Source organism: Corynebacterium sp. KPL1818, from assembly GCF_000478135.1.
GTDB lineage: Bacteria > Actinomycetota > Actinomycetes > Mycobacteriales > Mycobacteriaceae > Corynebacterium > Corynebacterium accolens.
The window spans coordinates 1,200,463-1,220,500 of sequence record NZ_KI515758.1 but is presented as its reverse complement, the minus strand read 5'-3'; the positions used below and the strand labels follow the sequence as shown (position 1 = coordinate 1,220,500).

Below are 20,038 nucleotides of genomic sequence, written 5' to 3'. Positions count from 1 at the left end.
CTACCCCACAGAATTAGCCATTGGTTGGATTTAGGGCGACAATGGTGTGCATGGATAAAAAGCCAAGCTTGCAGGAGATGATCGATGCGGTCATCAAAACGTTTATTGTCGCGCATGCAGACGATGGGGATGCCCATTTGGCGCAGGCGCTTGTGTATAACGCCGGACGCTTGGCTTGGCGCTTGCGCGAGATGGGCGTCTCGGTTGAGCAGAAAACCTCTATTTCTGACGTGGTCACGGATGCGGACCGCGCCGCCGAGCGCTTTATCGCCGGCGTGCTAGAGGCCGTGCGCCCTGAGGACGGCCTCGTGGGTGAGGAGGGCACCGCCCGCGAGTCCCAGTCTGGGCGCAATTGGGTCATCGATCCGGTCGATGGAACCTACAATTTCACCTCCGGCTCCGATTATTGGTGCTCGGCGCTCGCGCTTACCGATGCCTCCGGGGTCGCCCTCGGCGCCGTCCATCGCCCCGCCATGGGCTATACCTGGTTTGGCGGGCGCGATTATCCCACCTCGCTGGATGGGAAGGACGTCGCCAAGCTGCAGGATAAGCCGGCAGAAGAAATCTCTCTCTCGTCCTACCTACACCCAACATCGCTCGCAGATCCAGAAATTCGTGCCGCGTGGCAGCGGGTGGCCGAAAACTTTGCTACAGTCCGTATGCTTGGTGCCGGTTCGGTGGACTTGGCCTCCGTGGCAGAAGGCACGTGGGGCGCATGGATGCAGCATTCGGTAGCGGATTGGGATTGGTTCCCCGGCAAGGCTCTCATTGAGGCCGCCGGTGGTGCCGCCCGCAAGTTAGAAGCCGGTGGCGTCGAGTGGTGCTTGGCCGGAAATAAACAGGTAGTTCAACAAATGGAGGAATGGCTCCGTGGGTAAATTCAAAGAAGACTTAGGCCTCGCTCTCGAGTTAGCCGGTCATGCCGATGTGGTTACGATGCACCGTTTTGAGGCCACCGACCTTTCCGTGAAGGAAAAGCCGGACCTGACCCCGGTTTCGGATGCGGATCTCAACTGCGAGAAGCACATCCGCGATTCGCTGAAGCGCTCCCGCCCGCGCGATGAGGTTTTGGGCGAAGAATTCGGCGGCCAGGCCTGCTACGAGGGCCGCCAGTGGGTCATCGATCCCATCGATGGTACGAAGAACTTCGTGCGCGGCGTGCCCGTGTGGGCAACGCTTATTTCCCTGCTCGAGGACGGCGAACCGGTCGTCTCCGTGGTTTCTTCCCCTGCCCTGCGCCGGCGCTGGTACGCGGCGAAAGGCGCCGGTGCCTACCGTGTTTTTGGCGGCGAGCCGAAGCGCCTGCACGTCTCTCAGATCGAAAAGCTTGGGCATGCATCCCTGGCCATGAGCTCGCTGACAGGCTGGTCCGAGCGCGGGTTGCGCGATAAGTTCCTCAACCTCACGGATAAGACGTGGCGCCTGCGCGGCTACGGCGATTTCTGGTCCTATTGCCTCGTGGCAGAAGGCGCCGTCGATATCGCCACCGAGCCGGAGGTCTCCCTCTGGGACCTCGCCGCCCCATCCCTGCTCGTGACCGAGGCCGGCGGCACGTTTACGGATCTGTCCGGCAATCCCGGGCCGCACGGCGGATCGGCCATTGCCTCCAATGGCCGCCTGCACAAGGCCGCGCTGCAGATGCTGCAGGATTAGGGTCGGGCCGAAAGCTTCAATAGGACCGGTTCGCGGCGCCCGCCCTCGGCGCCGGAGCAACCATCGCTGTGCGAGCAACTTCCGCAGCCACCCGTGGGGCACGAGGACAGCGATTCGCGCACGAGCTGCGCGCTGTGTTCCAAGTGGGCGAGGATAACCTCCACCGTCCCCTGGCCTAATCCCGTTGCCCGAGCGATATCCGCGGGCGTGGAGTGACCGCCGCGGATCGCTTCTTTTACCTTGTCTGTAGGGCTCATAGGAATAACCTCAGCACTTGGAAGACGCCAACGGCCAAAACCCATGCCGTGACGAGCTGCAGCACAAAGCCGATGAGGGTCCACTTCCAGCCAATTTCGCGCCGCTGCGCGGCCACCGTGGCCACACATGGGGTATAGGCCAAGAGGAAGACCATATACGCCCACACCGCGGCCAGGCCGTGCCCGCCGGAGGCGGCGTCGAAGTCGCTGCGGATGTGATCGGCCAGCGAAGACTCGGCCTGTTCCTCAGGATCCGCATCCGTGACGTCATCGACGGCGTAGGTCTGCGCCCAGGTGGAAATGAGCGTTTCCTTCGCCACGAAGCCGGTCACCAGCGGGCCGGTGAGCGACCACGAATCGAAGCCAGCCGGCGCAAACGCCGGGGATATCGCCTTGGATACCGCGCCATAGGCGGAGTCCTCAGGCGGGATGGCTTCCTCGTCAAAGGAGTGGCCACCGGTAACCGGGATGGACATGAGCAGCCAAATGACCACCACCGTGACCACGATGATGCCGCCTGCGGTATGCAGGAATCCCTTCAGGCGCACCCACATGACCGAGAGCGATAGCTTGAACGTGGGCAGCTGATACGACGGCAGGTCAATAACGAGCGCCTCGGACGGCATGGCGCGCCAGACCGTTTTGCGCAGCGCCAGGCCCACGGCAACCACCAGGGCGATGGACAGGACGTACATGCCAAAGACCGCCGAGCCGGCGTGATCTGGGAAGAAGACCTGCGCCAGCATCATAAAGACGATAAGGCGCGCCGAGCACGAGGTGAAGGGGATGAGCAGGCAGGTAAGGATGCGGTGGCGGACATCGCCAAGCACGCGCGTGGCCGAAATCGCTGGCACGTTGCAGCCATAGCCCACCACGATGGGGATAAAGGCCTTGCCGGGCAGGCCAATCGAGCGCATCACCCTATCGGTGACCACCGCGGCGCGGGCCATGTAGCCGGAATCCTCCAGCACCGCGAGGCACAAGAACATCAGCGCCAGCAGCGGGGCGAAGGTCAGGACCATGCCGACGCCGCCAATGAGGCCATCAACAAGCAAGCCCGTAATCAGCCAATGGTCGAGGCCAATGGCTTCCAGCCCGGCGCGGGCCGCATCTGAAACCGGACCGGTGACAAGGTCTTCGAGGCCGTCCTGCATGGGCCCTGCCACCGTGGTGGTGATGAAGAAGACCGCCCACATCACCGCGAGGAAGAACAGCGGGCCCACCACCGGGTGCAGCACCACGCGGTCCACGCGCTGGGTGAGGGTCTCGCCTACCTCCACGCGGTGGACCGCGGCCTTTTCGGCGGCATCGAGATCCGCGAAGCGCTGGTCCAGGCCGGAATTCGGGCGGATGATGGTCGGCTCGGCGCGCATGGCCTGTGCCACGGTGGTTTCCAGCCCGTCGAGGTTGCGCCGGCGCCGTCCATTGACGCTGACTACTGGCATGCCGGTAGCGAGGGAGAGCGCATCAGTATCGATGCTAATCCCCTGCTGCTCGGCCATATCCTGCTTGGTTACGCCGAGGACGACGCGGTACGGCTCGGCGGCGATTTGCAGCGCCAAGTTGAGCCCGCGGGCCGGGGCCGTTGCGTCCACGAGGACCACGACGACATCGGGGCGCTCATCTGCGGGGCAGTCAATGAGCATCTGCTTAGTAAAGGCCTCATCGGGGCTCATGGGGTCTAGGGAATAGGCGCCGGGCAGGTCGATGATGTCGAAGGCCTCTGGCTGCGCATTCCAGAGCCCGCGGCTGACCTCGACCGAGGTGCCCGGCCAGTTGCCGGTCTGGACCTTCGCGCCGGTCAATGCGTTAAAGAGTGTAGATTTTCCGGAATTGGGCGCCCCCACCAGCGCGAGCACCGGCGTGCCTTCGGCCGCTATCCGCATGGAGGAGGTGCTGTGGCAGCTTGCTGGGGCCGTGGAGTTATGTGCCATGGCTTATGCCTCCACTGGAATGACTTCGAGTTGGCGCAGCGTGTGCGCATCCACCGCGTAGCGGGCCGTGCCCATGCTCACCACGCGCGCGCCACCTGCGACGGTGCGGCCAATCTGCACGCGGGTGCCGGGCCGAAAGCCCAGCTCGCGCAGCCGCACGGCCAGCGCCGGTTGGGTCTCGTTTGCGTTGTGCAGGCACTCAGCGGATAGTTCCACCACGGCATCGGTGGGTGCTTGGTCCGCGCGCATGGGCCCGGATTCTGGCGGGGTGGGATGGGATGAGGAAAAGGGGTTGTGCATGGGGAAACCTCGGTTCAAACTTCGCCGTGGACGGGGCATCCACAGCAGATATTGACTAACCCTAAGTGGGCAATAGGTAAGTCTCAGTTTAGTTTAGGCCGCTGTCCGCGAACAAGGATAGCCTTCGCTTTCCCCCGCTTTGGCGGGGCGGATGCGCGTTATATGGCTATAGAAATTGCGCATAAAAAAGCGCCCCGTCCGGCTTTCGATGCCGAATGGGGCGCTACCTGCTTCGCGGTTATGCTTCGGGGAGCTTGAACCCTGCGCCAACGCCACCGCGGCGGTTCATATCCGCCAGGACGGTATCCATGTTGGTAGCGGCGGTGGGGTTATGAACTGGGCCCTGCAACGGGGTGCGGCACGGGAAGTTCACCGGGAGGAAGCCGCCGGAGATTGAACCGATGAGGCGGTCACCGGCAAGCAGCGGCGCGCCGGAATCGCCCATCATGGCGCAGACCTGGTTGACCTGGACGCTTTGCGCCTGCTGGTAGGTCATGCCGCAGGTCTTGCCGGTGGCAACGCCCTGCTTGCACACGGTCTCACCTGGGTTAACGGTCCCACCCAGGGAGTTAACGGTAACCCCGTTGTAGGTGCGGGTGACCTCAGCGTTGGAACCGAATTCGATCACCGAGTAATCCAGCGCAGCGTTCTTGGACACGATGGTGCCCGTCGGGCCAATGTGATCAGAATCGGCCGAGGTAATGGCATCGCCCTCGTTGCCGCAGTGCCCCGCGGTCAGGCCCACCTTGCGGCCGGCGGCGTCATTGCCGGCAACGCTCAAGGTGCACATGGTCTCACCATTGACGTAGATAGGGGTGCCGGGGCCATACAGGGACTTGCCCTGATTCATGGCGGCATCGGATTCCTCGGGGATGCGCGGGGCATCGAAAAGGGAACCCGGCACGCGGTGCAGGACAAAGTCCGCGTCAGGCTTTCCCGCAGCTACCTTGGAAAAGCCATCATTTTTCCACTGGTAGTTGGGGTTATTTCCCAGGGGCTTTTGTTCAACCTGGGTGGCTTGTTCCAGCAGCCCGAAGGGATTCGGGTTGGTGGCCGGCTCCGCATACTGAGCCCCCTGCTGGACGTTACTTGCCACCGTGTCGCGGGCGTTTTGCAGCGCGGAATCCACGGTATCGGTGACCTGCTTATCCACCTCTGGGGTCTCAACACCAAAGCCCGCGAGGCCCTCGCGCACGTGGTTGATAAACCCTGCCGAGTCAATATCCGGTTGGGGCAATTCTTGGGCTCCTGCTGCCGGGGAACCCAAGAAAAACGCACCAGCGAAAGCCGAGCCCACCAGGACTTTCTTTAGGTGCGGAATGCGAAGCATCAAACTACCTTCTTTCAGTTGTCAAGATCGTGCTAGCTAAATCCTGACATGGATCGCGTGTGAAAGCAGCTAAGTCCTGTGACTGTTTCCAAGCCGTTACCGTTCTTTCAGGTTTCGGGGGTGATCCCGCGATCAATCCGTCCCCAAAACTTTTCGATGCCCTATTCTTTACCCCCATGAGCTCCCCACAGATAAACGCTGGCGCTTGAGATGCCAGAGCCACTTTCTTATTCCGATACCGCCGGATTCCCGCAGCTGCACATGAGCCGGGTCATCGACGCCGATTTCGATACCGCAGCCCACCGGCTCTTTCGCTGGGGCATCCAGCGCAGCGGCCTCTTCCGCGTGCGACCTACCCACCCGGTCGTCCAAGAAGGCGCCGAAATCACCATGGGCCTTGGCCCATTTGATTTCCGCTGCCGCGTGGTCGAGACCTTCGCCGGCGATGGCCGCTGCGGCTTTACCTACGGCACCTTGCCCGGACACCTCGAGCGCGGCGAGGAAACCTTCACCTTAGAGCGCCTGCGCGATGGGCGGACGCTGCTGCTTATCGATGCCGCCTCCGAGCCCTTCCTGCCCTTCTTGCGCCCGCTTGTCGATATCCCCCGCCGCCTGCTCATCCGCCGGTTCTACCTGCACGCGCTGGACTAGCGTGGCAGCACAAAGGCCGCTGCCTCTCCCCCTACGGGAAAAGCAGCGGCCTACGCGTAGTTAACTACTTGCGCTTCTCATCGAGATTATCGCGAGCCTCGCGCACAACGTCTTTCACGCGGTCAAAGAATCCGCCCTTCTTACGGGATCCTTCCTGGTATTCCTGCGCCTTGTCTTCCACGAAGTCCTTCGCACGGTTGATGGCCTCTTCAACGACATTGCCGGCCTCGGTGACCTTATCCTTCAGGTCATCGAAGTCATCGCGCTCATCATCTGCCGCATTCTCTTCCGGCTGCTCCGGCGCGGTACCGATGTGCTCTTCTTCGGCCTCGCCCACCACATGCTGTGAGGGCTCATAGTCCGCGTTACCCTCATCCAGCTGTTCCTGCAGATCGGGCTGCTCCGCCGCAGTGCCGACGTGCTCTTCCTCAGCGCCGGTAACGACGTGATTCTTCGGCTCGTAATCACTCTGCGCCGCAGCATCATTTTGCTCATCTGCGCTTGCCGTTGCGGCGGCGCTGGCAGCAGCAGCCCCGCCAGCCGCGGCTCCGGCTACACCGGCTCCCGCAGCCTTGCCGGATTCAATCTTGTTGCCCTCGGCATCAGTGGATGCTAGGTAAGTAAATTTCTCGCGATCCACGTCTACTTCGTGGCCAAGGGCGCGTGCAGTTTCTTTAGCCATTGCTTTGTACTCCTTAACTAGATCTATTTTCTCCTATCCTAGCGTTCCAGAAAGTTAAGGTGCGTGCACAGGAAACCGGAATTGGAAAATCGGAGGGCTCTTTTGTGATTTCAGTGCCCCTCCCTTCAGTGAGAGATACGGCTGAGCCTCGGGTTGTCCAAAACAACCGCATTTCGCCAAAGATCGAGCCGAAAAGTGGACAAACGCGGTTGTTTTGGATATTCCGCCGCCGCGCCAACACAACGTCGCGGTCGAAAAGGCCCCCACCCACGGGGTCGGCTGGACAACGTTCGCCTACTTCACCGTGTTCACCACACTTATGGCTGTAACGGCTACCCGCCTCCCACGCGGGACCGTGGTCCGAAAATAAAAGGTGAAGCTCGAGGCATTTGTCCTACCGAGGTTCCTCTTTAGGAATTCGCTTCTGCTTCCAGGACGAAGAGGTGTTTGCCCCAGCCAACAGCCGTGGCAGAAGAAATAAGAGCGCGGCTATCAGCGGTAGCAGCGCTGACATCGTCCTGGGTCGGCACCTTGGTGCCGAACATGGAAAGCCTTACCAAGTCCTCTTCATAGGAATGCTCATTGCCGCCGGCTTCCTCGAGGACCTCGCTAAGGATATAAGCCCGGCGTGACTTATCCCCACCAACCGCGCGGCCTAATTCGGCGGCCACCGCCTCGCTACCAAAGACGCTCCAGGGATCGATGAAAATAACGTCAGTTGCCCACGCATAGTCTGCTTCGGTGGGATTAAAGCCGCTTTCGCCGCCACTCGTTTCGCATCGTTCACGAGAGGCTCCTGCGATTTCCCGTAGCACCGCTTCCGAGGACGCATCGGTGATAATCCGGCACTCAGCATGTTCGCATCGGCGGAGAATTTCATCCGCATATACTGCACCTCCCTGGCCAATGATGAGAACGCGAGCGGTGTCATCCAGGTACTGCTGCAGTTCCTTTGCCGCGGAAGGAGCAGTCCACCCAGCACTCACATTCTTTTGCTCAAAGCGTTCGGCTGCCAGGTGCGGGTCTTGGCCAAGATATTCTGACCACGGCAATCCCCTTTCGCCTTGCGGCGCCGACTCTCCGGTACGAAGGCTGTGTTCAAGGCGCATCAGCGCCATCGCCTCAAGATGCGCAGGCCCGCTTAACCAACGCACCACATTGGAATCTGGGTCCGCCAACTCAGTTCCCATTGCGGTCAACGCGAGGGTACGCTCGCGTACTTCGACGAGTTGAAGAGCCGCCAGGTAACGGATAAACCTCCGTAGCGCATCCTCGTGCAGTTCTGTCGCAGCAGCAAGAGCAGGGACCGTGTTCGCACCTGCATCGATTTCTTGGAAGAGCCCTAAACGCACGGCAGTGCGGAGCGCAAAGGCTGAATTCAGCTCAGCCAGATCATGGATATTGTGCAAAACACTATTGCTGCTGTTCGATGCGCTTTCTTTAGCGTCGCTTTGGCTGGTACGCCGCCAGTAGCCTGTGATTTCCCGATGCTCAGGGGAAATTCCGGAAGCCTTAAACAAACGCCGCAGCGGTTTCAGCCGGGAGGCCTCCCCCGCCGCCCATGCGTATGCTTCGCCACCTGGCAATGCCGACTGAGAAGTCTCCTCAAAAAGCGCACGCGACTTTTCTACGAAGTCCTCGCCTCGGTCACGTATGGCCCAGTGGATCTGTACCGAATCGGGAATGTCTAGGTCTTGAATATCAGCGCTCGTCGGAACCTCTATCACCGCAACCGCGCGATGCCCTGGCGAGAGTGATTCCAGGCAGCGGCCGATTGCTGGGAGCGCCGTCTCGTCTCCTGCCAAGAAAAGCCAATCGGTATGCGTGGGTAACTGTGCACACGATTTCGGCCCTGCCACAAAAATGGGGTCACCGATGCGGGCATTCTGGGACCAGTTTTCGGCCAAGCCCTGACCATGGCGCGCGAAATCTATGGCTAATCGCCCGCGTACAGCGTCAAAGTAGCGAACCGTGTATGTGCGGAATAGGTTTTTAACGGCTTCTGGCCACAATAAGTTGCCATCATTTTGCGCTATTGGGTGCGGCCGCTTCCCCGTTTCCGGATCCGGGAAGATGAGCCGAACGTCGTCGTCAAAACCATGGCTTATCAGCGAAGGAACGGAAATACCATCGCGATCGTGGTCTCGGAGTTGCTCCCCGCTGAGCGTAATTCGCCGCATGGCTGGCGATATATCTTCGATATTTTCCACATACAATTCCCGGTAAGAAATTGGATAAATTTCCCTGCTCCGGCTGTTCCTTGGCATTTTTGAGACCAGTCCCCTCTCGGTTTTGATGGCTTTTATTTCACTTTATTCGATGGCCTAAATTGTCTTATTAAGTTGTGCTGACGCCTTGAACGCCTCCCCCAGCGCCAAGCATTTTCCGGCTCACCTACCCACCTTTAATACAGTCATCGTGCTGTGCCGATGAGCGAATATGCGGGAAGCGTGAGGCCAGGTTTTCGGTTTTCGAAGGGCAAGAACGGACGCACCACTGCCTTGGGTACAGTCCATTGAAGAGAACGCCTCCCGATAAATCGGAAGGCGTTCATGACTACCTGCTGCAACGGAGCGAGCCTCTTCTAGCAGGTATCAGGGTTGTGCGGACCTTGACTACTTTCCAACTTTTTCCAGCGTCGGCATCGTCTTATCCAGCACCCAAGCTCGGCTCAAGCTCGTGGGGTTGTTGAGTCCGGCGACGACAGCTTCATCGCCAGCGAGAGTCGCATCGGATTTCACCTGTGGCAGATCTTTGTATCCCGGAATATTTTCAACCTCTTCGATTGAGCCGGTGCGGTTATAAATAACCATGAAATCAGCGGCCAGGTAGGACACGTTTTCCGGAGAAAGCGTGACGCGATCCTTATCAACAGGCACGGAACCGTCCGTCAGCTTGTCTGGGAACTTCATGCCCAAATCGTAGATGAAGGAAGCACCCGGATCCTCAGGGTCAGCAACGGCGCCAAAGGAGCCTTGGGCGAACTGGGAAACAATGCCGGTCTTACCGGAGAGGTTAGGCAGTTTCTCCTTCACGTCGGAGAAACGCTTCTGATCCTCTTCAATGGCTTTCTTCGCTTCGGATTCCTTATTGAAGATCTTGCCCAAAGCTTCTAGCTGAGATTCCCAGCCAATTCCCTCACCCTTATCGGAGATTCCGCCGAGAGTCGGTGCGATTGCAGACAATTCCTTGTAATTAGCCTCGGAAATTGTCCAGTAGTCACCAACGATGAAGTCGGGTTCGATTGCCGCAATCTGTTCCTGGGGCAGAGTCTTGAAGTCTGTCTGGTCGATCACCTTGACGCCATCAAGCTTGCCCTCGCGCCAGGGCGAGTTCTTGTCTTTTGCATTCTGCACGACGGCTGCCGGTTTAATTCCAAGTTCCAGCAGGTTATCAACGGCCGGCCCCACGGCAACCACGTTCTGCGGGTTGACCGGATACGTATCCGTGCCGCGTGCGTGCTCAATGGTCACGTCCTCTGCGACTTCGGAGGTTGTTGCCGCTTCATCGGTTGAATCGTTCGACGAGCAACCTGACAGAACCAATCCGGCACAGATAGCGGCAGCGATAAATGAACGCGCGCCCCTTTTTACTGACATCCCTTTTCCTTAAAGTCGGTTTCCTGAGGTTGCCTTTCAGCTCTTTTCATCGGATTTTCCGGTAGACCCGAAGGCAACTTTTAAGTTAGGTTAGCGTTACCTGGGCCACGTTGCAATAGATTTGTTAAACTATTTCCCTATAGATATTTCCTATTTACAGGACCCCTAAGCCCACACCTGCACAAGACCCATTCCCCTAGCTATAAAAGTGCGGGGGCCAAAGAAAATGCTGCTTGACGATGCACTTCCGGGCAGCGGATCGGCGGTGCGACCGGCTTCCCACACAGCGAAAACCGCCCCCTCACATTCATGCGGGAGCGGTTCAGCGATTGACTCCTATTACTTCGTGGCGTCCGCCAACGGCTGCTCGATCTTATCCAACAGGTAGTCCAAGCTCAGCACGGTCTGCCATCCGAAGGCCTTTTCTAGGTCACCTTCCAAGTAGACACTGTGCCCGTCCTTAACGGCGGGTAGCTTGCTCACGATTGGATCCTCGGTAACAGATGCCTTGTCCTGCGTCGGAGCGTAGGACAACTGGTCCCACACCAGTACGTCGGAATCAACCTGGTCAGCGTTTTCCTTGGAGACCTCGCCGTAGAATTTATCCTTGGTGATTGCCGCGTAGGCGGGGTTGATCTTGAACCCCAGCTCGGTAAAGAAGCGGCTGCGCGGATCTTCTTCAGCAAAGACGGCCAGGCTGTCGGCAGAGACGGTGGCCACACCGAGTTCCTTCTCGGCCCACTCTGGGTGACGGTCCTTTAGGTCTGCAAACTTCGCTTTAACCTGCTCCACCTGACGTTTTGCTTCTTTAGGCTTTCCTACGGCCTGTCCAATCTCTTCCGTGGTCACGTCCCACGGTTGCTGCAGCTCTTTATATTCACCCTTTTGCACGACGACAGGGGCGATATCGGAGAGTTTCTTGTATGTATTTTCATCAATATCCGAGTACACGGCAACGATGAGATCTGGCTTATCCTTAGCGATAGCTTCCGCATTGACCTCTGTGTCTTTGTCGATTCGAGGGGTATCTCCCTCGATCTTGTCGTTAGACCAGTTGCCCGCAGCCTGCCCATCCGGGGTCATGCTATCCCAATACTTCACAGAAACCGGTGTGATTCCGAGCGCTAGCAGCGCGTCCTGGTCCGTGTAACCCAGGGAAACCACGCGCTGCGGGGCTTCCTTGATTTCGGTGGAACCATAGCGATGCTCGATGGTGGTGGGGAATGCGCCTTGCTCGGCATTGACCGACTGGGAGTCCGCAGAGTTTTCGGATTGGTCATCAGTCGCACACGCCGTCACCGCGGTGCCCAGAGCCAGAACAGTAGCGGTACCGACAAGAATTTTCTTGAGTGTCATTTTTCTCCGTTATTACTGGTGACGGATCTCAGCGCAAGGCCTAGCCCGTTCACGAATGGGAAAGGTCAGAATATTTCGTTGGTTATACCCAAATGGGGGGGCAACCAAGTTCCCCAATCGTTGGAGACAATGACATATTCTCGCACGTTAAAAAGATACCTTAGGCTTGCCTAAATAATCAATGTTACGCTGGTCACCGAAAGATTTCCAGGCACCGTCTATGCGATGCACATGCAGCACACTCAACTTTGAGACAGGCACTACAAAAGGTGCCGCATAGAGTTTCACCTAAATAGTGGGCGCCTAGGGCCAGTTGCGATGACTTGCAGCCCTTCACTTTTACAGTCTTTTAATTAAATGAAGGCTTACCTTACATGAAAACGGTAATATGCTTGTCCATGATTGACAATCACACCCAGCAACAGCCTGAGCCACGCCTCGGGCGCAGCTCCCCTCCCCGCCCAGCGGGAGTAGCTAGGTACCTTTCTCCACCCCGCGACTTAGGGAATCCCATCGCAACCTGTGAGCCAGTACTTTCCGTGGCGTCACTCCGCAGCACCGGTGCTCGCTGGGCACTATTGGCTGGGCGTGGGGGCATCGGCAAGCGGAAGCAGCGATTGGAGGCCGCGCCATGAGTGTGCGCACTACCCGCCTCCTGGGGCTAGGGGCGCTGCTCTTGCTGGTCCTCGTTGGTACGATTTGCAGTTTGCTGTATGGCGCCCGTTCCATTCCTGCGGAGGACGTGTGGACTGCACTGCGAGAACTCCCGGCCGCACGCGGTGGCCAGGACGAAGTGTCCACCAACCAACGCGTGGTAGCTGAGCTGCGGCTGCCGCGCACCATCCTGGCCATCATCGTGGGGGCAGCACTCGGAGTCGCCGGTGCTCTAATCCAAGGCCACACCCGCAATCCCCTGGCGGATCCGGGAATCCTGGGTGTCAGTTCCGGCGCGGCGCTTAGCGTTGTGGTCAGCTTCGCGCTATTTGGCATCACCGCCCCGTGGGCCACCGCGGTGGTAGCCTTCCTCGGCGCGATTGCGGCCACCGCACTCGTCTTTGGCCTGGCCTCCGCAGGCAAGGCAGCCGTCGACCCCTTGTCCTTAGTGCTGGGCGGCGCCGCATTGTCGGCGGTCTTAAGCGCCATCACCAGCGCCTTCGTGCTCACCAATGAGAATAACCTGGACCGGATGCGCTTTTGGACCGTCGGCTCCCTGGCCGGCCGGGATATGAACATCGCGCTAGGGATCCTGCCGTTCATAGTGGTGGGATTGATCCTGGCGTTCGCTACCGGCCCTCAGTTAAACATCTTGAACTTAGGCGACGACGTGGCCGCAGGACTCGGCATCAATACCGCGGCCGCAAGGCTGGCCGGCATGGGGATCATCGCCTTGCTAGCTGGCGCGGCCACGGCTGCGGCGGGCCCGCTGGGCTTCATTGGCCTGGTAGTACCCCATATCGTCCGGGCGCTCACCGGCCCAGATTATAAGTGGATTTTGCCGTACTCTGCGCTAGCCGGCGCGGCGCTGCTGCTATGTGCTGACGTAGTGGGCCGCCTCATCGCGCGCCCCGGCGAGCTCCAAGTGGGCATCGTATTGGCCTTCGTTGGCGCGCCGTTCTTCATCGCCTTGATCTACCGAAAGAAGGTGATGACGCTGTGATGCGACGAAACAAGGCCGCGCAGGCCGTACAGGATAAACAAAGCACTTCGTGGCAGATGCCGGGCGGGGTACCATTCCGGGCTGGTCCCATCTCCTTCCTCTGGCGCCCGCGGGTGGTGCTGGTATGCATCATCGCCGCAGCGCTCATCGTCTTTTTAGGCGCGCTTTCCATCGGGCTGGGTGACTACCCTATTTCCGTTCCCCGAGTACTAGAGGTGATTTTCCAAGGGCAAGGATCCCGCGTGGAAAAACTCGTGGTCTTGGAATGGCGCATGCCCCGAGTGGCCACGGCCATCGCGGTCGGCTGCGCGCTGGGGCTTTCCGGTGCGCTCACCCAAACGGTCACCCGCAACGCGCTGGCCAGCCCCGATATCCTCGGTATCACCACGGGTGCCTCCGCCATGGCCGTAACGGTCATCGTCCTTGGCGCCGGCGGCAGTGGGTTTGCCGGCTGGCTCGCCGGAATCGGCATTCCCCTGGCCGCATTGCTGGGTGCGATTCTTAGCGCCTTGGTGATCTGGGCATTGGCTTGGCGACGCCAAGCTGATTCCTACCGCCTCGTGCTCGTAGGCATCATCATCACCGCGCTGCTGAGTTCCTACATCAATTTCCTCATGGTCCGCGCGGAACTGCGTGATGCAAGCCAAGCACAGTTCTGGCTCACAGGATCCCTGGCCAAGTCGGAGTGGAGCACCACCATTCCCATGGTCGCCCTTGTGCTTGTCTGCGCCCCCTTGCTGGCCTGGATCGCCTACCAAGCACTGGCCACCACTCTGGGGCCCGACCTCGCCCGAGCGCTGGGCCAGCGCATCAACGCCGTGCAGGTAGCGATGCTGGCATTGGCCGTAGCCCTAGCTGCGGTAGCGGTCTCCGCTGCCGGGCCCATCGGCTTCATCGCCTTCGTAGCGCCCCAGGTGGCCCTTCGGTTGTGTGGCGTACCCAGTCCCCCGCTTGCGGCGTCGGCGCTTACCGGCGCAGTGCTGCTGCTCGGTGCGGACATCGTGACCCAGGCTGTCCTGCCGGTGGAGCTTCCGGTGGGTATTGTCACCTCCGCGCTCGGCGGCATCTTCCTCATCTACCTACTCGTTCAACGCACTAGGAGCACAGACGCATGACCTCCCCCATCCCCCAGCCAAGCGCAGACCAACCGAATACCGCGGGTGGCGTGGACGCTTCCTCGGTCACGGTGGGCTACGGACAGCGCACCATCATCCGGGATCTCAGCGCCACGTTCCCGGCCGGAAAGATCACCACCATCGTGGGGCCGAACGGCTGCGGTAAATCGACCTTGCTGCGCGCCATGTCAGGACTGCTCGACCTCGGTACAGGGCACGTAAGTGTGGATGGACAAAACATCTCTGAAATGAAGCGCAAGGACGTCGCCCGGATACTGGGAGTCCTGCCCCAATCACCCGTGGCACCTGAAGGCCTGTTGGTCTCCGATCTGGTGGCCCGCGGCCGGCACCCGCACCAGGCATGGTTCCGGCAGTGGTCCTCCACGGACGAAGACGCAGTATTCGAGGCCCTAAAGCAAACCGGTTCTGCAGATCTTGCCAGCCGCACGCTGGATGAACTTTCCGGCGGCCAACGCCAGCGCGTATGGATCTCCATGGTGTTGGCGCAAAACACCGACATCCTCTTCCTAGACGAGCCGACAACGTACCTTGATCTCGCGACCTCCGTGGACATCCTCGAGGTAGTTGATAGCCTGCGCCAGAAACTAGGCAGAACGGTGGTAATGGTGCTACACGATCTCAACCTAGCGGTGCGCTACTCCGATTATCTTGTGGTTATGAAAGACGGCCAGGTCATTGCTTCCGGCACACCCGCAGAAATCATCACCGCAGAGCTCCTGCAGCAGGCTTTTGATCTGCGGGCGCGGGTCATTGAGGATCCGGAGACTGGAGATCCACTCATCGTTCCACTCAGGAAACCGGCTTAGGCCTACGCCCAAGGGTTAAGCCCACCCACTGGGGTGGCGCATAAGTAAAGGCCCTGGCCAGAATCTTTTCTGGCCAGGGCCTGGAAGTTGGTAGCGGGGGCAGGATTCGAACCTACGACCTCTGGGTTATGAGCCCAGCGAGCTACCGAGCTGCTCCACCCCGCGTCGAGATGACTTCCATCATCTGCGCTTGAACAGTGCCTTAATACTTGATGTATTCGCTCTGTCCCGGCGACTTCTGTAACTATACAGACAGGAAGGCACCTACCCAAATCCCCTGGTTAGGTGCCTTATTTCCTGAGTTTCTACTACGCGAAGTGAGAGGTTTTAGCCCTCGGACTTCTGGTAGGACTCGACTGCCTTATCCAATTCATCTAGGGCGCGGCCGTACTCTTCGAAGGAGCCATTGCGGGCATCTTCCAAGCCCTTCAGGGCCTTGTTGATGTCCTCGATAGCGCCTGCTTCATCGGAGGAGCGAGGGGCGGAAGCCGGAGCGGATTCCTCAGCGGATTCCTTCTTCTCGTCCTTCTTATCCTCAGAAGAGGCGTCCTTGTCGGCATCACCATCGCCGGAATCGCCCTCAATCTCTTCGATGTCCTGGGCGGACTTGGCGTCGATTCCCACCTGCTCAAGGGCATCACCGATAGTCGGTGCATAGCCCACGCGGCCCTTGTAGGACACGAGCACGCGCAGCAGCTTCGGGAAGGCGGAAGCCTGATCCTTGCGCTGCGAGTAAATCGGCTCGAGGTAGAGGATCTCGCCGCCGCCGACAGGCAAGGCCAGCAGGTTACCGTTGTGCAGGTCGTTGGTGCCCTCCCACAGGGTGCGGTCGCGGGCCACCTGGTCAGAAGACATCATGGCGTCCTGCGCCTGCTTTGGACCCTGGGTCTGCGTATTGGTTGGCAGCACGCGCACGGTGATATCGCCGTAGGTATCCGGATCGGAAGATACCGCCATGTGCGCGGACAGGAACTCACGGTTCAGGCCACGGTACGAGGTGGTCAGCTGGAAGCTCGGGTCGCCGGTTTCCGGATCGGCAGCCATCACGTAGTACGGCGGCTGGTTCAGATCGCGGGATTCCTCGGCGGTTGGGTCATTCGGCACGGACCAGAAGGCGTCGTTATTGAAGAAGACGTTCGGGTCATCAACGTGGTAGCGGGCCAAGAGATCGCGCTGAACCTTGAACATGTCCTCTGGGTAGCGGAAGTGCTCGCGCAGCTCATCGGAGATCTCGGATTCCGGCTTCACCACATCCGGGAAGACACCTTCCCAGGCCTTGAGAACGGGGTCTTCCTTGTCGAACTCGTAGAGGTCCACGCTGCCGTCATAGGCATCCACGGTCGCCTTCACGGAGTTGCGGATATAGCCCACCCGGTCATTGACCAAGCGCTGGGTGGTGCCATCGGGGTTGAGGGCATCCTGGGTGGCATCGGAAAGCGAAGCGCGCTGCGAATACGGCAGGGAGTCCAGGGTGGTGTAACCATCAACGATCCACTTCAGGTGGCCATCAATAACGGCCGGGTAGGTAGCGGAATCGGTGGTCAGCCAGGGGGCAACCTTCTCCACACGCTCGCGGGGGTCGCGGTCATAGAGCAGCTTGGATTCGCTGCCCACGCGGTCCGAAAGCAGGAAGTTCAGCTCGCGGTACTTAGCGGCATACATGGTGCGGTCAAACAGATTGCCAATCTCAACGCCGCCCTCACCGTCATAGGTGTAGTTGGTGCTATCGGTGTCGTACTCCACTGGGTTCTCGCCGGTGGTACCAGTAATGGCGTAGTCCAAGTTATCTGCGGCACTAGCGATGACCGGGCCGTAGTAAATGCGGGGCTGGTCCACCTTGATGCCCAAGGATTTCTCGGCATCTTGGGTCTCGCCCTCACCCTCGGACTCGCCGGCCTGGGTCTGCAGGTCAGAGACGGTGAAGATGGGGTAACCACCGCGGGCGGAACCGGCATCGCGGGCAACCTCATCGACGGTATTAGCCTGCGCGGCTACGAAGCCATTGCCGTGGGTATATACGGTGTGGCGGTTGATCCAGTCGGACTGGTTTTCACGCAGCTCATTCGGGTCCAGCTCGCGGGCCGCAACGACGAAGTCGCGCATCTTGCCATCGATTTCATAGCGGTCCATGGACAGCGTTTCTGGGAAACCGTAGAAGTTCTTCAGCTGCTGCATCTGGGTAAACGTCGGCGACAAAATCTCTGGATCCAGCAGGCGCAGGTTATTGATGGTGGCGTTATCGGAGGCAACCTTGTCATCCGATACATTGTCGCCGCCCCAGTTTTCCTTGTAGGTCACGTGGTCATCGGTAAGCCCATAGGCATACCGCGTGGCCTCAATATTGCGGGCGATGGACTCGTTTTCCTTCGCCTGGCGGTTTGGCTGTACCGAGAAGCGCTCCATGAGCAGCGGCCATGCCTGGCCGATGATCAGCGAGGACGCGAGCATCAGCACGACGGCGAGGCCAGGGATGCGCAGGTCCTTGATGACGATGGCCATAAAGAGCGCAATAGCGACGAAGACGCCGATGATCATCAAAATGATCTTGGCCGGCAGGTAGGCGTGGATATCCGTGTAGGAACCACCGGTAAACAGGTCGTGCTCGGAATACAGCAGCCCGTAGCGCTCCAGCCAGTAGCCGGCGACCTGGGCCACCATCCACAGCCCAGCCGTAATGGCAAGCTGCAGGCGCGCCGAGCGGGAGATAGAGCCGCGCACGCCCGCGGCCTTATTGCCAATGCGGATTCCGCCCAAGATGTAGTGGCCGAATAGGGCAATGAGGAAGGCGAGCACGAGCAGGATGGACAGGGTGCTGACCACCATCTGCAACACGGGCAGACTAAAAGCATAAAAGCCCAAGTCGTGGTGGAATTGGGGGTCCTGTACGCCAAAGTCCTGGCCATTGAGGAATAGCATCACATCGCGCCAGTGGGACTGGCCAATAAAACCGGCGATGATGCCCACGATGGCTGGGATGACCTTGAACAGTACGCCCATGGACTTCTCAATGGACTGGCGGTACTGATAGACCGGCGAATTCAGATCCCCCATATCCAGGGAATCGGGGCGGCCGCGCCAGGCAAAGAACCCGGCTGCCCACACCACTGCGGCAGCAACGAGCCCGAAGATGATAAAGAGGACTATGCGCGCAATAATCGCAGTGGTGAAAACGCTGCGGTAATCAATGGAGCCAAACCACCTCCAATCCGTATACATGCCCACGAGCATGGGGCCGAAGAATAAGAGGACGGCAATGATGGCCGCAATAATTGCCGCGACCTTAGGAGGCCGCTTCAATGGGGCGGCTGGTGTGGATGACCCTAGGGACAACGCCAGCTCCAATCAAATAGTGCGAATATTAAACATGTAGACTTTTCCCAGTTTAAGGAATCAATACCCAGATAACGAATAAGGATGCCTATGAGTTCCCCCGAATTATCACAGCCAGCATTAAACCGCGCTATGACGGAGGCCGTGGAATTCGTCCACGCTGAAGGGTGGGACGCCCGCCCCACCATCTTCGCCCTTGTTCCCACCCATCTGGTGGCGGACCAGCTAGCGGCGATGGATGAGGAAACCGCGTCCCCGCTCACCCTCATCGTGCAAGACAATGTCCCGGAAAACATTGAGCCGGGTTCCGAGGAATTAGCCGATTACGTCTCCCGCTTGGCCTGGCCGCGCGAGGTCGCGGGCGCCATCTTGGCCCAGGAGATCAAATTCCGGGATACCTCTAGCGAGGACCCCTCCCCTCGCCCGGCGCGCCTGTATTCGGGTGCCCTGCGCGAGGAAGGAATCGAGACCACCTTGCTGCAGCTGCGCCCCACAGAAGAAGAGCTAGAGGCGGCCGGCCCCTTTGCTGAGGACGATATTCAGCTCCGCGGCGGCCCGCAGGTGGCCCCTGGCGTAATCGCCGCGCTGCGCTATGGCCTCAACCAGGATCCGGATGAACTAGACTAAGTGGCAATTAAGCCCGCAACCAAGGAGTTCTATACAGTGCGACGCCTTTCCTTTACCCGCCGTTCTTCTGCCCGCACCGCTACCGCGGCGGCGTTACTAGGGCTCAGCGTGGCTGCGGCAAGTTGTTCCTCCGATGCCGATGCGCCTGACGATGCCCCCGTAGAGACCACTCCTGCCGCCTCCACCACGACCTCTGAGAACGACAAGGAGTCCGCGGCATCAAGCACCGAATCCTCCACGTCTTCCACGGAGTCAGAATCGGCGGATAAGGACGAGGACGAGGCTTCCGAGGAAAGCACCACCAGCGAGCCGAGTGCTGGCGGCGAATTGGATAAGTCAGTCGCCAAAGTCTACGACGTATATAAGTCGCTGGCACCCAAGGACTTATTCGCCCAGTTTGAGCGCTGCGATTCCACCGGCGGGGACTCTTCCTACAATTGCTCCGGTCCTAAGGTGGGGCAATTCCAGTTCTTTAAGTCGCACTCCAAGGCTTCCCAGACCACCCAGGTACTTACGGAGCTGCGCAGCTCCCACGCCATCGAAGACGATGGCGATCGCGTCGTCGGCTGGTCCACGTTGGGCACCACGGCCGTTATCACCGTGGTGGATAATAAGGAAGGCCTGGTCATGCAGCAGATGATCTCTTCTGACCAGGTGGACCCGGAAGAAAAAATTAAGGAATTGGGCCTAGTAAAGGACTAGGCCCCGGCCTTATGAGTT

General features: G+C 59.5%; 17 protein-coding genes and 1 tRNA gene. 8 read left to right on the top strand and 10 right to left on the bottom strand.

From position 1 onward, the window contains the following. Positions 1–41 precede the first annotated feature (41 nt). A complete protein-coding gene (locus HMPREF1261_RS05735) occupies positions 42–878 on the top strand; it encodes an inositol monophosphatase family protein (RefSeq protein WP_023030282.1) in 837 nt (278 codons plus the stop codon). After that, complete coding sequence (gene hisN / locus HMPREF1261_RS05730; RefSeq protein ID WP_023030281.1) at positions 871–1,653, top strand: histidinol-phosphatase; 783 nt, start codon at positions 871–873, stop codon at positions 1,651–1,653. Before HMPREF1261_RS05735 ends, hisN begins: the two co-directional genes overlap by 8 nt. Here the strand turns inward: hisN and HMPREF1261_RS12435 are convergent. The 4 genes from HMPREF1261_RS12435 to HMPREF1261_RS05715 form a co-directional block, all read right to left on the bottom strand. Further along, positions 1,650–1,910, bottom strand: a complete 261-nt coding sequence (locus HMPREF1261_RS12435; protein ID WP_023016941.1) for a hypothetical protein — start codon at positions 1,908–1,910, stop codon at positions 1,650–1,652. The two genes, hisN and HMPREF1261_RS12435, sit on opposite strands and share 4 nt — an antisense overlap. Beyond that, the gene (gene feoB / locus HMPREF1261_RS05725) at positions 1,907–3,844 is read right to left on the bottom strand and encodes a ferrous iron transport protein B (RefSeq protein WP_023030280.1); all 1,938 of its coding nucleotides are present in this window, start codon (positions 3,842–3,844) and stop codon (positions 1,907–1,909) included. The genes HMPREF1261_RS12435 and feoB overlap by 4 nt, the downstream gene beginning before the upstream one ends. Before the next feature lie 3 nt (positions 3,845–3,847). Beyond that, positions 3,848–4,144 carry a FeoA family protein gene (locus tag HMPREF1261_RS05720; protein WP_023030279.1) on the bottom strand — a complete coding sequence of 99 codons (297 nt, stop codon included), beginning with the start codon at positions 4,142–4,144 and terminating at the stop codon, positions 3,848–3,850. Between the two features lie 238 nt (positions 4,145–4,382). Then, the gene (locus tag HMPREF1261_RS05715) at positions 4,383–5,474 is read right to left on the bottom strand and encodes a S1 family peptidase (RefSeq protein WP_023030278.1); all 1,092 of its coding nucleotides are present in this window, start codon (positions 5,472–5,474) and stop codon (positions 4,383–4,385) included. A gap of 210 nt (positions 5,475–5,684) precedes the next feature. Here HMPREF1261_RS05715 and HMPREF1261_RS05710 point away from each other — a divergent pair, with 210 nt between their 5' ends. Next, positions 5,685–6,125: a DUF1990 family protein gene (locus tag HMPREF1261_RS05710; protein WP_005277593.1), complete on the top strand. Its 441-nt coding sequence runs from the start codon at positions 5,685–5,687 to the stop codon at positions 6,123–6,125. 64 nt (positions 6,126–6,189) lie between these two features. Here HMPREF1261_RS05710 and HMPREF1261_RS05705 read toward each other — a convergent pair whose 3' ends face one another. From HMPREF1261_RS05705 to HMPREF1261_RS05690, 4 genes are all read right to left on the bottom strand, one after another. Beyond that, complete coding sequence (locus HMPREF1261_RS05705; RefSeq protein WP_023030277.1) at positions 6,190–6,807, bottom strand: hypothetical protein; 618 nt, start codon at positions 6,805–6,807, stop codon at positions 6,190–6,192. A gap of 410 nt (positions 6,808–7,217) precedes the next feature. Beyond that, the gene (locus tag HMPREF1261_RS05700; protein WP_023030276.1) at positions 7,218–9,074 is read right to left on the bottom strand and encodes a siderophore-interacting protein; all 1,857 of its coding nucleotides are present in this window, start codon (positions 9,072–9,074) and stop codon (positions 7,218–7,220) included. Positions 9,075–9,422: 348 nt separating this feature from the next. Next, positions 9,423–10,406, bottom strand: coding sequence for an ABC transporter substrate-binding protein (locus tag HMPREF1261_RS05695; RefSeq protein WP_023030275.1), 984 nt, complete (start codon positions 10,404–10,406; stop codon positions 9,423–9,425). Positions 10,407–10,745: 339 nt separating this feature from the next. Then, positions 10,746–11,762, bottom strand: coding sequence for an iron-siderophore ABC transporter substrate-binding protein (locus tag HMPREF1261_RS05690; protein ID WP_023030274.1), 1,017 nt, complete (start codon positions 11,760–11,762; stop codon positions 10,746–10,748). Between the two features lie 631 nt (positions 11,763–12,393). On the opposite strand from HMPREF1261_RS05690, the gene HMPREF1261_RS05685 reads away from it, so the two are divergent. The 3 genes from HMPREF1261_RS05685 to HMPREF1261_RS05675 are packed head-to-tail and all read left to right on the top strand — an operon-like array spanning position 12,394 to position 15,361. Further along, positions 12,394–13,419 carry an iron ABC transporter permease gene (locus HMPREF1261_RS05685; protein ID WP_023030273.1) on the top strand — a complete coding sequence of 342 codons (1,026 nt, stop codon included), beginning with the start codon at positions 12,394–12,396 and terminating at the stop codon, positions 13,417–13,419. Continuing rightward, the gene (locus tag HMPREF1261_RS05680) at positions 13,419–14,534 is read left to right on the top strand and encodes an iron chelate uptake ABC transporter family permease subunit (RefSeq protein ID WP_023030272.1); all 1,116 of its coding nucleotides are present in this window, start codon (positions 13,419–13,421) and stop codon (positions 14,532–14,534) included. The genes HMPREF1261_RS05685 and HMPREF1261_RS05680 overlap by 1 nt, the downstream gene beginning before the upstream one ends. Then, positions 14,531–15,361, top strand: coding sequence for an ABC transporter ATP-binding protein (locus HMPREF1261_RS05675; RefSeq protein WP_023030271.1), 831 nt, complete (start codon positions 14,531–14,533; stop codon positions 15,359–15,361). The genes HMPREF1261_RS05680 and HMPREF1261_RS05675 overlap by 4 nt, the downstream gene beginning before the upstream one ends. Before the next feature lie 88 nt (positions 15,362–15,449). Here the strand turns inward: HMPREF1261_RS05675 and HMPREF1261_RS05670 are convergent. Continuing rightward, positions 15,450–15,526: transfer RNA gene (locus tag HMPREF1261_RS05670), tRNA-Met, on the bottom strand. A 162-nt stretch (positions 15,527–15,688) separates the two neighbouring features. Beyond that, the gene (locus HMPREF1261_RS05665; protein WP_034657937.1) at positions 15,689–18,658 is read right to left on the bottom strand and encodes a UPF0182 family protein; all 2,970 of its coding nucleotides are present in this window, start codon (positions 18,656–18,658) and stop codon (positions 15,689–15,691) included. 123 nt (positions 18,659–18,781) lie between these two features. Here HMPREF1261_RS05665 and HMPREF1261_RS05660 point away from each other — a divergent pair, with 123 nt between their 5' ends. Together HMPREF1261_RS05660 and HMPREF1261_RS05655 are read left to right on the top strand one after the other, a co-directional pair. Next, the gene (locus HMPREF1261_RS05660; RefSeq protein WP_005277569.1) at positions 18,782–19,318 is read left to right on the top strand and encodes a PPA1309 family protein; all 537 of its coding nucleotides are present in this window, start codon (positions 18,782–18,784) and stop codon (positions 19,316–19,318) included. 36 nt (positions 19,319–19,354) lie between these two features. Beyond that, a complete protein-coding gene (locus HMPREF1261_RS05655) occupies positions 19,355–20,020 on the top strand; it encodes a hypothetical protein (protein ID WP_023030269.1) in 666 nt (221 codons plus the stop codon). Positions 20,021–20,038: the final 18 nt, after the last annotated feature.

What these genes read in the sequence shown, in the direction of transcription:
- HMPREF1261_RS05735 (WP_023030282.1), top strand. Translation starts at nt 42, where the DNA reads ATGGTGTGCATGGATAAAAAGCCAAGCTTGCAGGAGATGATCGATGCG.
- HMPREF1261_RS12435 (WP_023016941.1), bottom strand. Translation starts at nt 1,910, where the DNA reads ATGAGCCCTACAGACAAGGTAAAAGAAGCGATCCGCGGCGGTCACTCC.
- feoB (WP_023030280.1), bottom strand. Translation starts at nt 3,844, where the DNA reads ATGGCACATAACTCCACGGCCCCAGCAAGCTGCCACAGCACCTCCTCC.
- HMPREF1261_RS05720 (WP_023030279.1), bottom strand. Translation starts at nt 4,144, where the DNA reads ATGCACAACCCCTTTTCCTCATCCCATCCCACCCCGCCAGAATCCGGG.
- HMPREF1261_RS05715 (WP_023030278.1), bottom strand. Translation starts at nt 5,474, where the DNA reads ATGCTTCGCATTCCGCACCTAAAGAAAGTCCTGGTGGGCTCGGCTTTC.
- HMPREF1261_RS05710 (WP_005277593.1), top strand. Translation starts at nt 5,685, where the DNA reads ATGCCAGAGCCACTTTCTTATTCCGATACCGCCGGATTCCCGCAGCTG.
- HMPREF1261_RS05705 (WP_023030277.1), bottom strand. Translation starts at nt 6,807, where the DNA reads ATGGCTAAAGAAACTGCACGCGCCCTTGGCCACGAAGTAGACGTGGAT.
- HMPREF1261_RS05700 (WP_023030276.1), bottom strand. Translation starts at nt 9,074, where the DNA reads ATGCCAAGGAACAGCCGGAGCAGGGAAATTTATCCAATTTCTTACCGG.
- HMPREF1261_RS05695 (WP_023030275.1), bottom strand. Translation starts at nt 10,406, where the DNA reads ATGTCAGTAAAAAGGGGCGCGCGTTCATTTATCGCTGCCGCTATCTGT.
- HMPREF1261_RS05690 (WP_023030274.1), bottom strand. Translation starts at nt 11,762, where the DNA reads ATGACACTCAAGAAAATTCTTGTCGGTACCGCTACTGTTCTGGCTCTG.
- HMPREF1261_RS05685 (WP_023030273.1), top strand. Translation starts at nt 12,394, where the DNA reads ATGAGTGTGCGCACTACCCGCCTCCTGGGGCTAGGGGCGCTGCTCTTG.
- HMPREF1261_RS05680 (WP_023030272.1), top strand. Translation starts at nt 13,419, where the DNA reads ATGCGACGAAACAAGGCCGCGCAGGCCGTACAGGATAAACAAAGCACT.
- HMPREF1261_RS05675 (WP_023030271.1), top strand. Translation starts at nt 14,531, where the DNA reads ATGACCTCCCCCATCCCCCAGCCAAGCGCAGACCAACCGAATACCGCG.
- HMPREF1261_RS05660 (WP_005277569.1), top strand. Translation starts at nt 18,782, where the DNA reads ATGAGTTCCCCCGAATTATCACAGCCAGCATTAAACCGCGCTATGACG.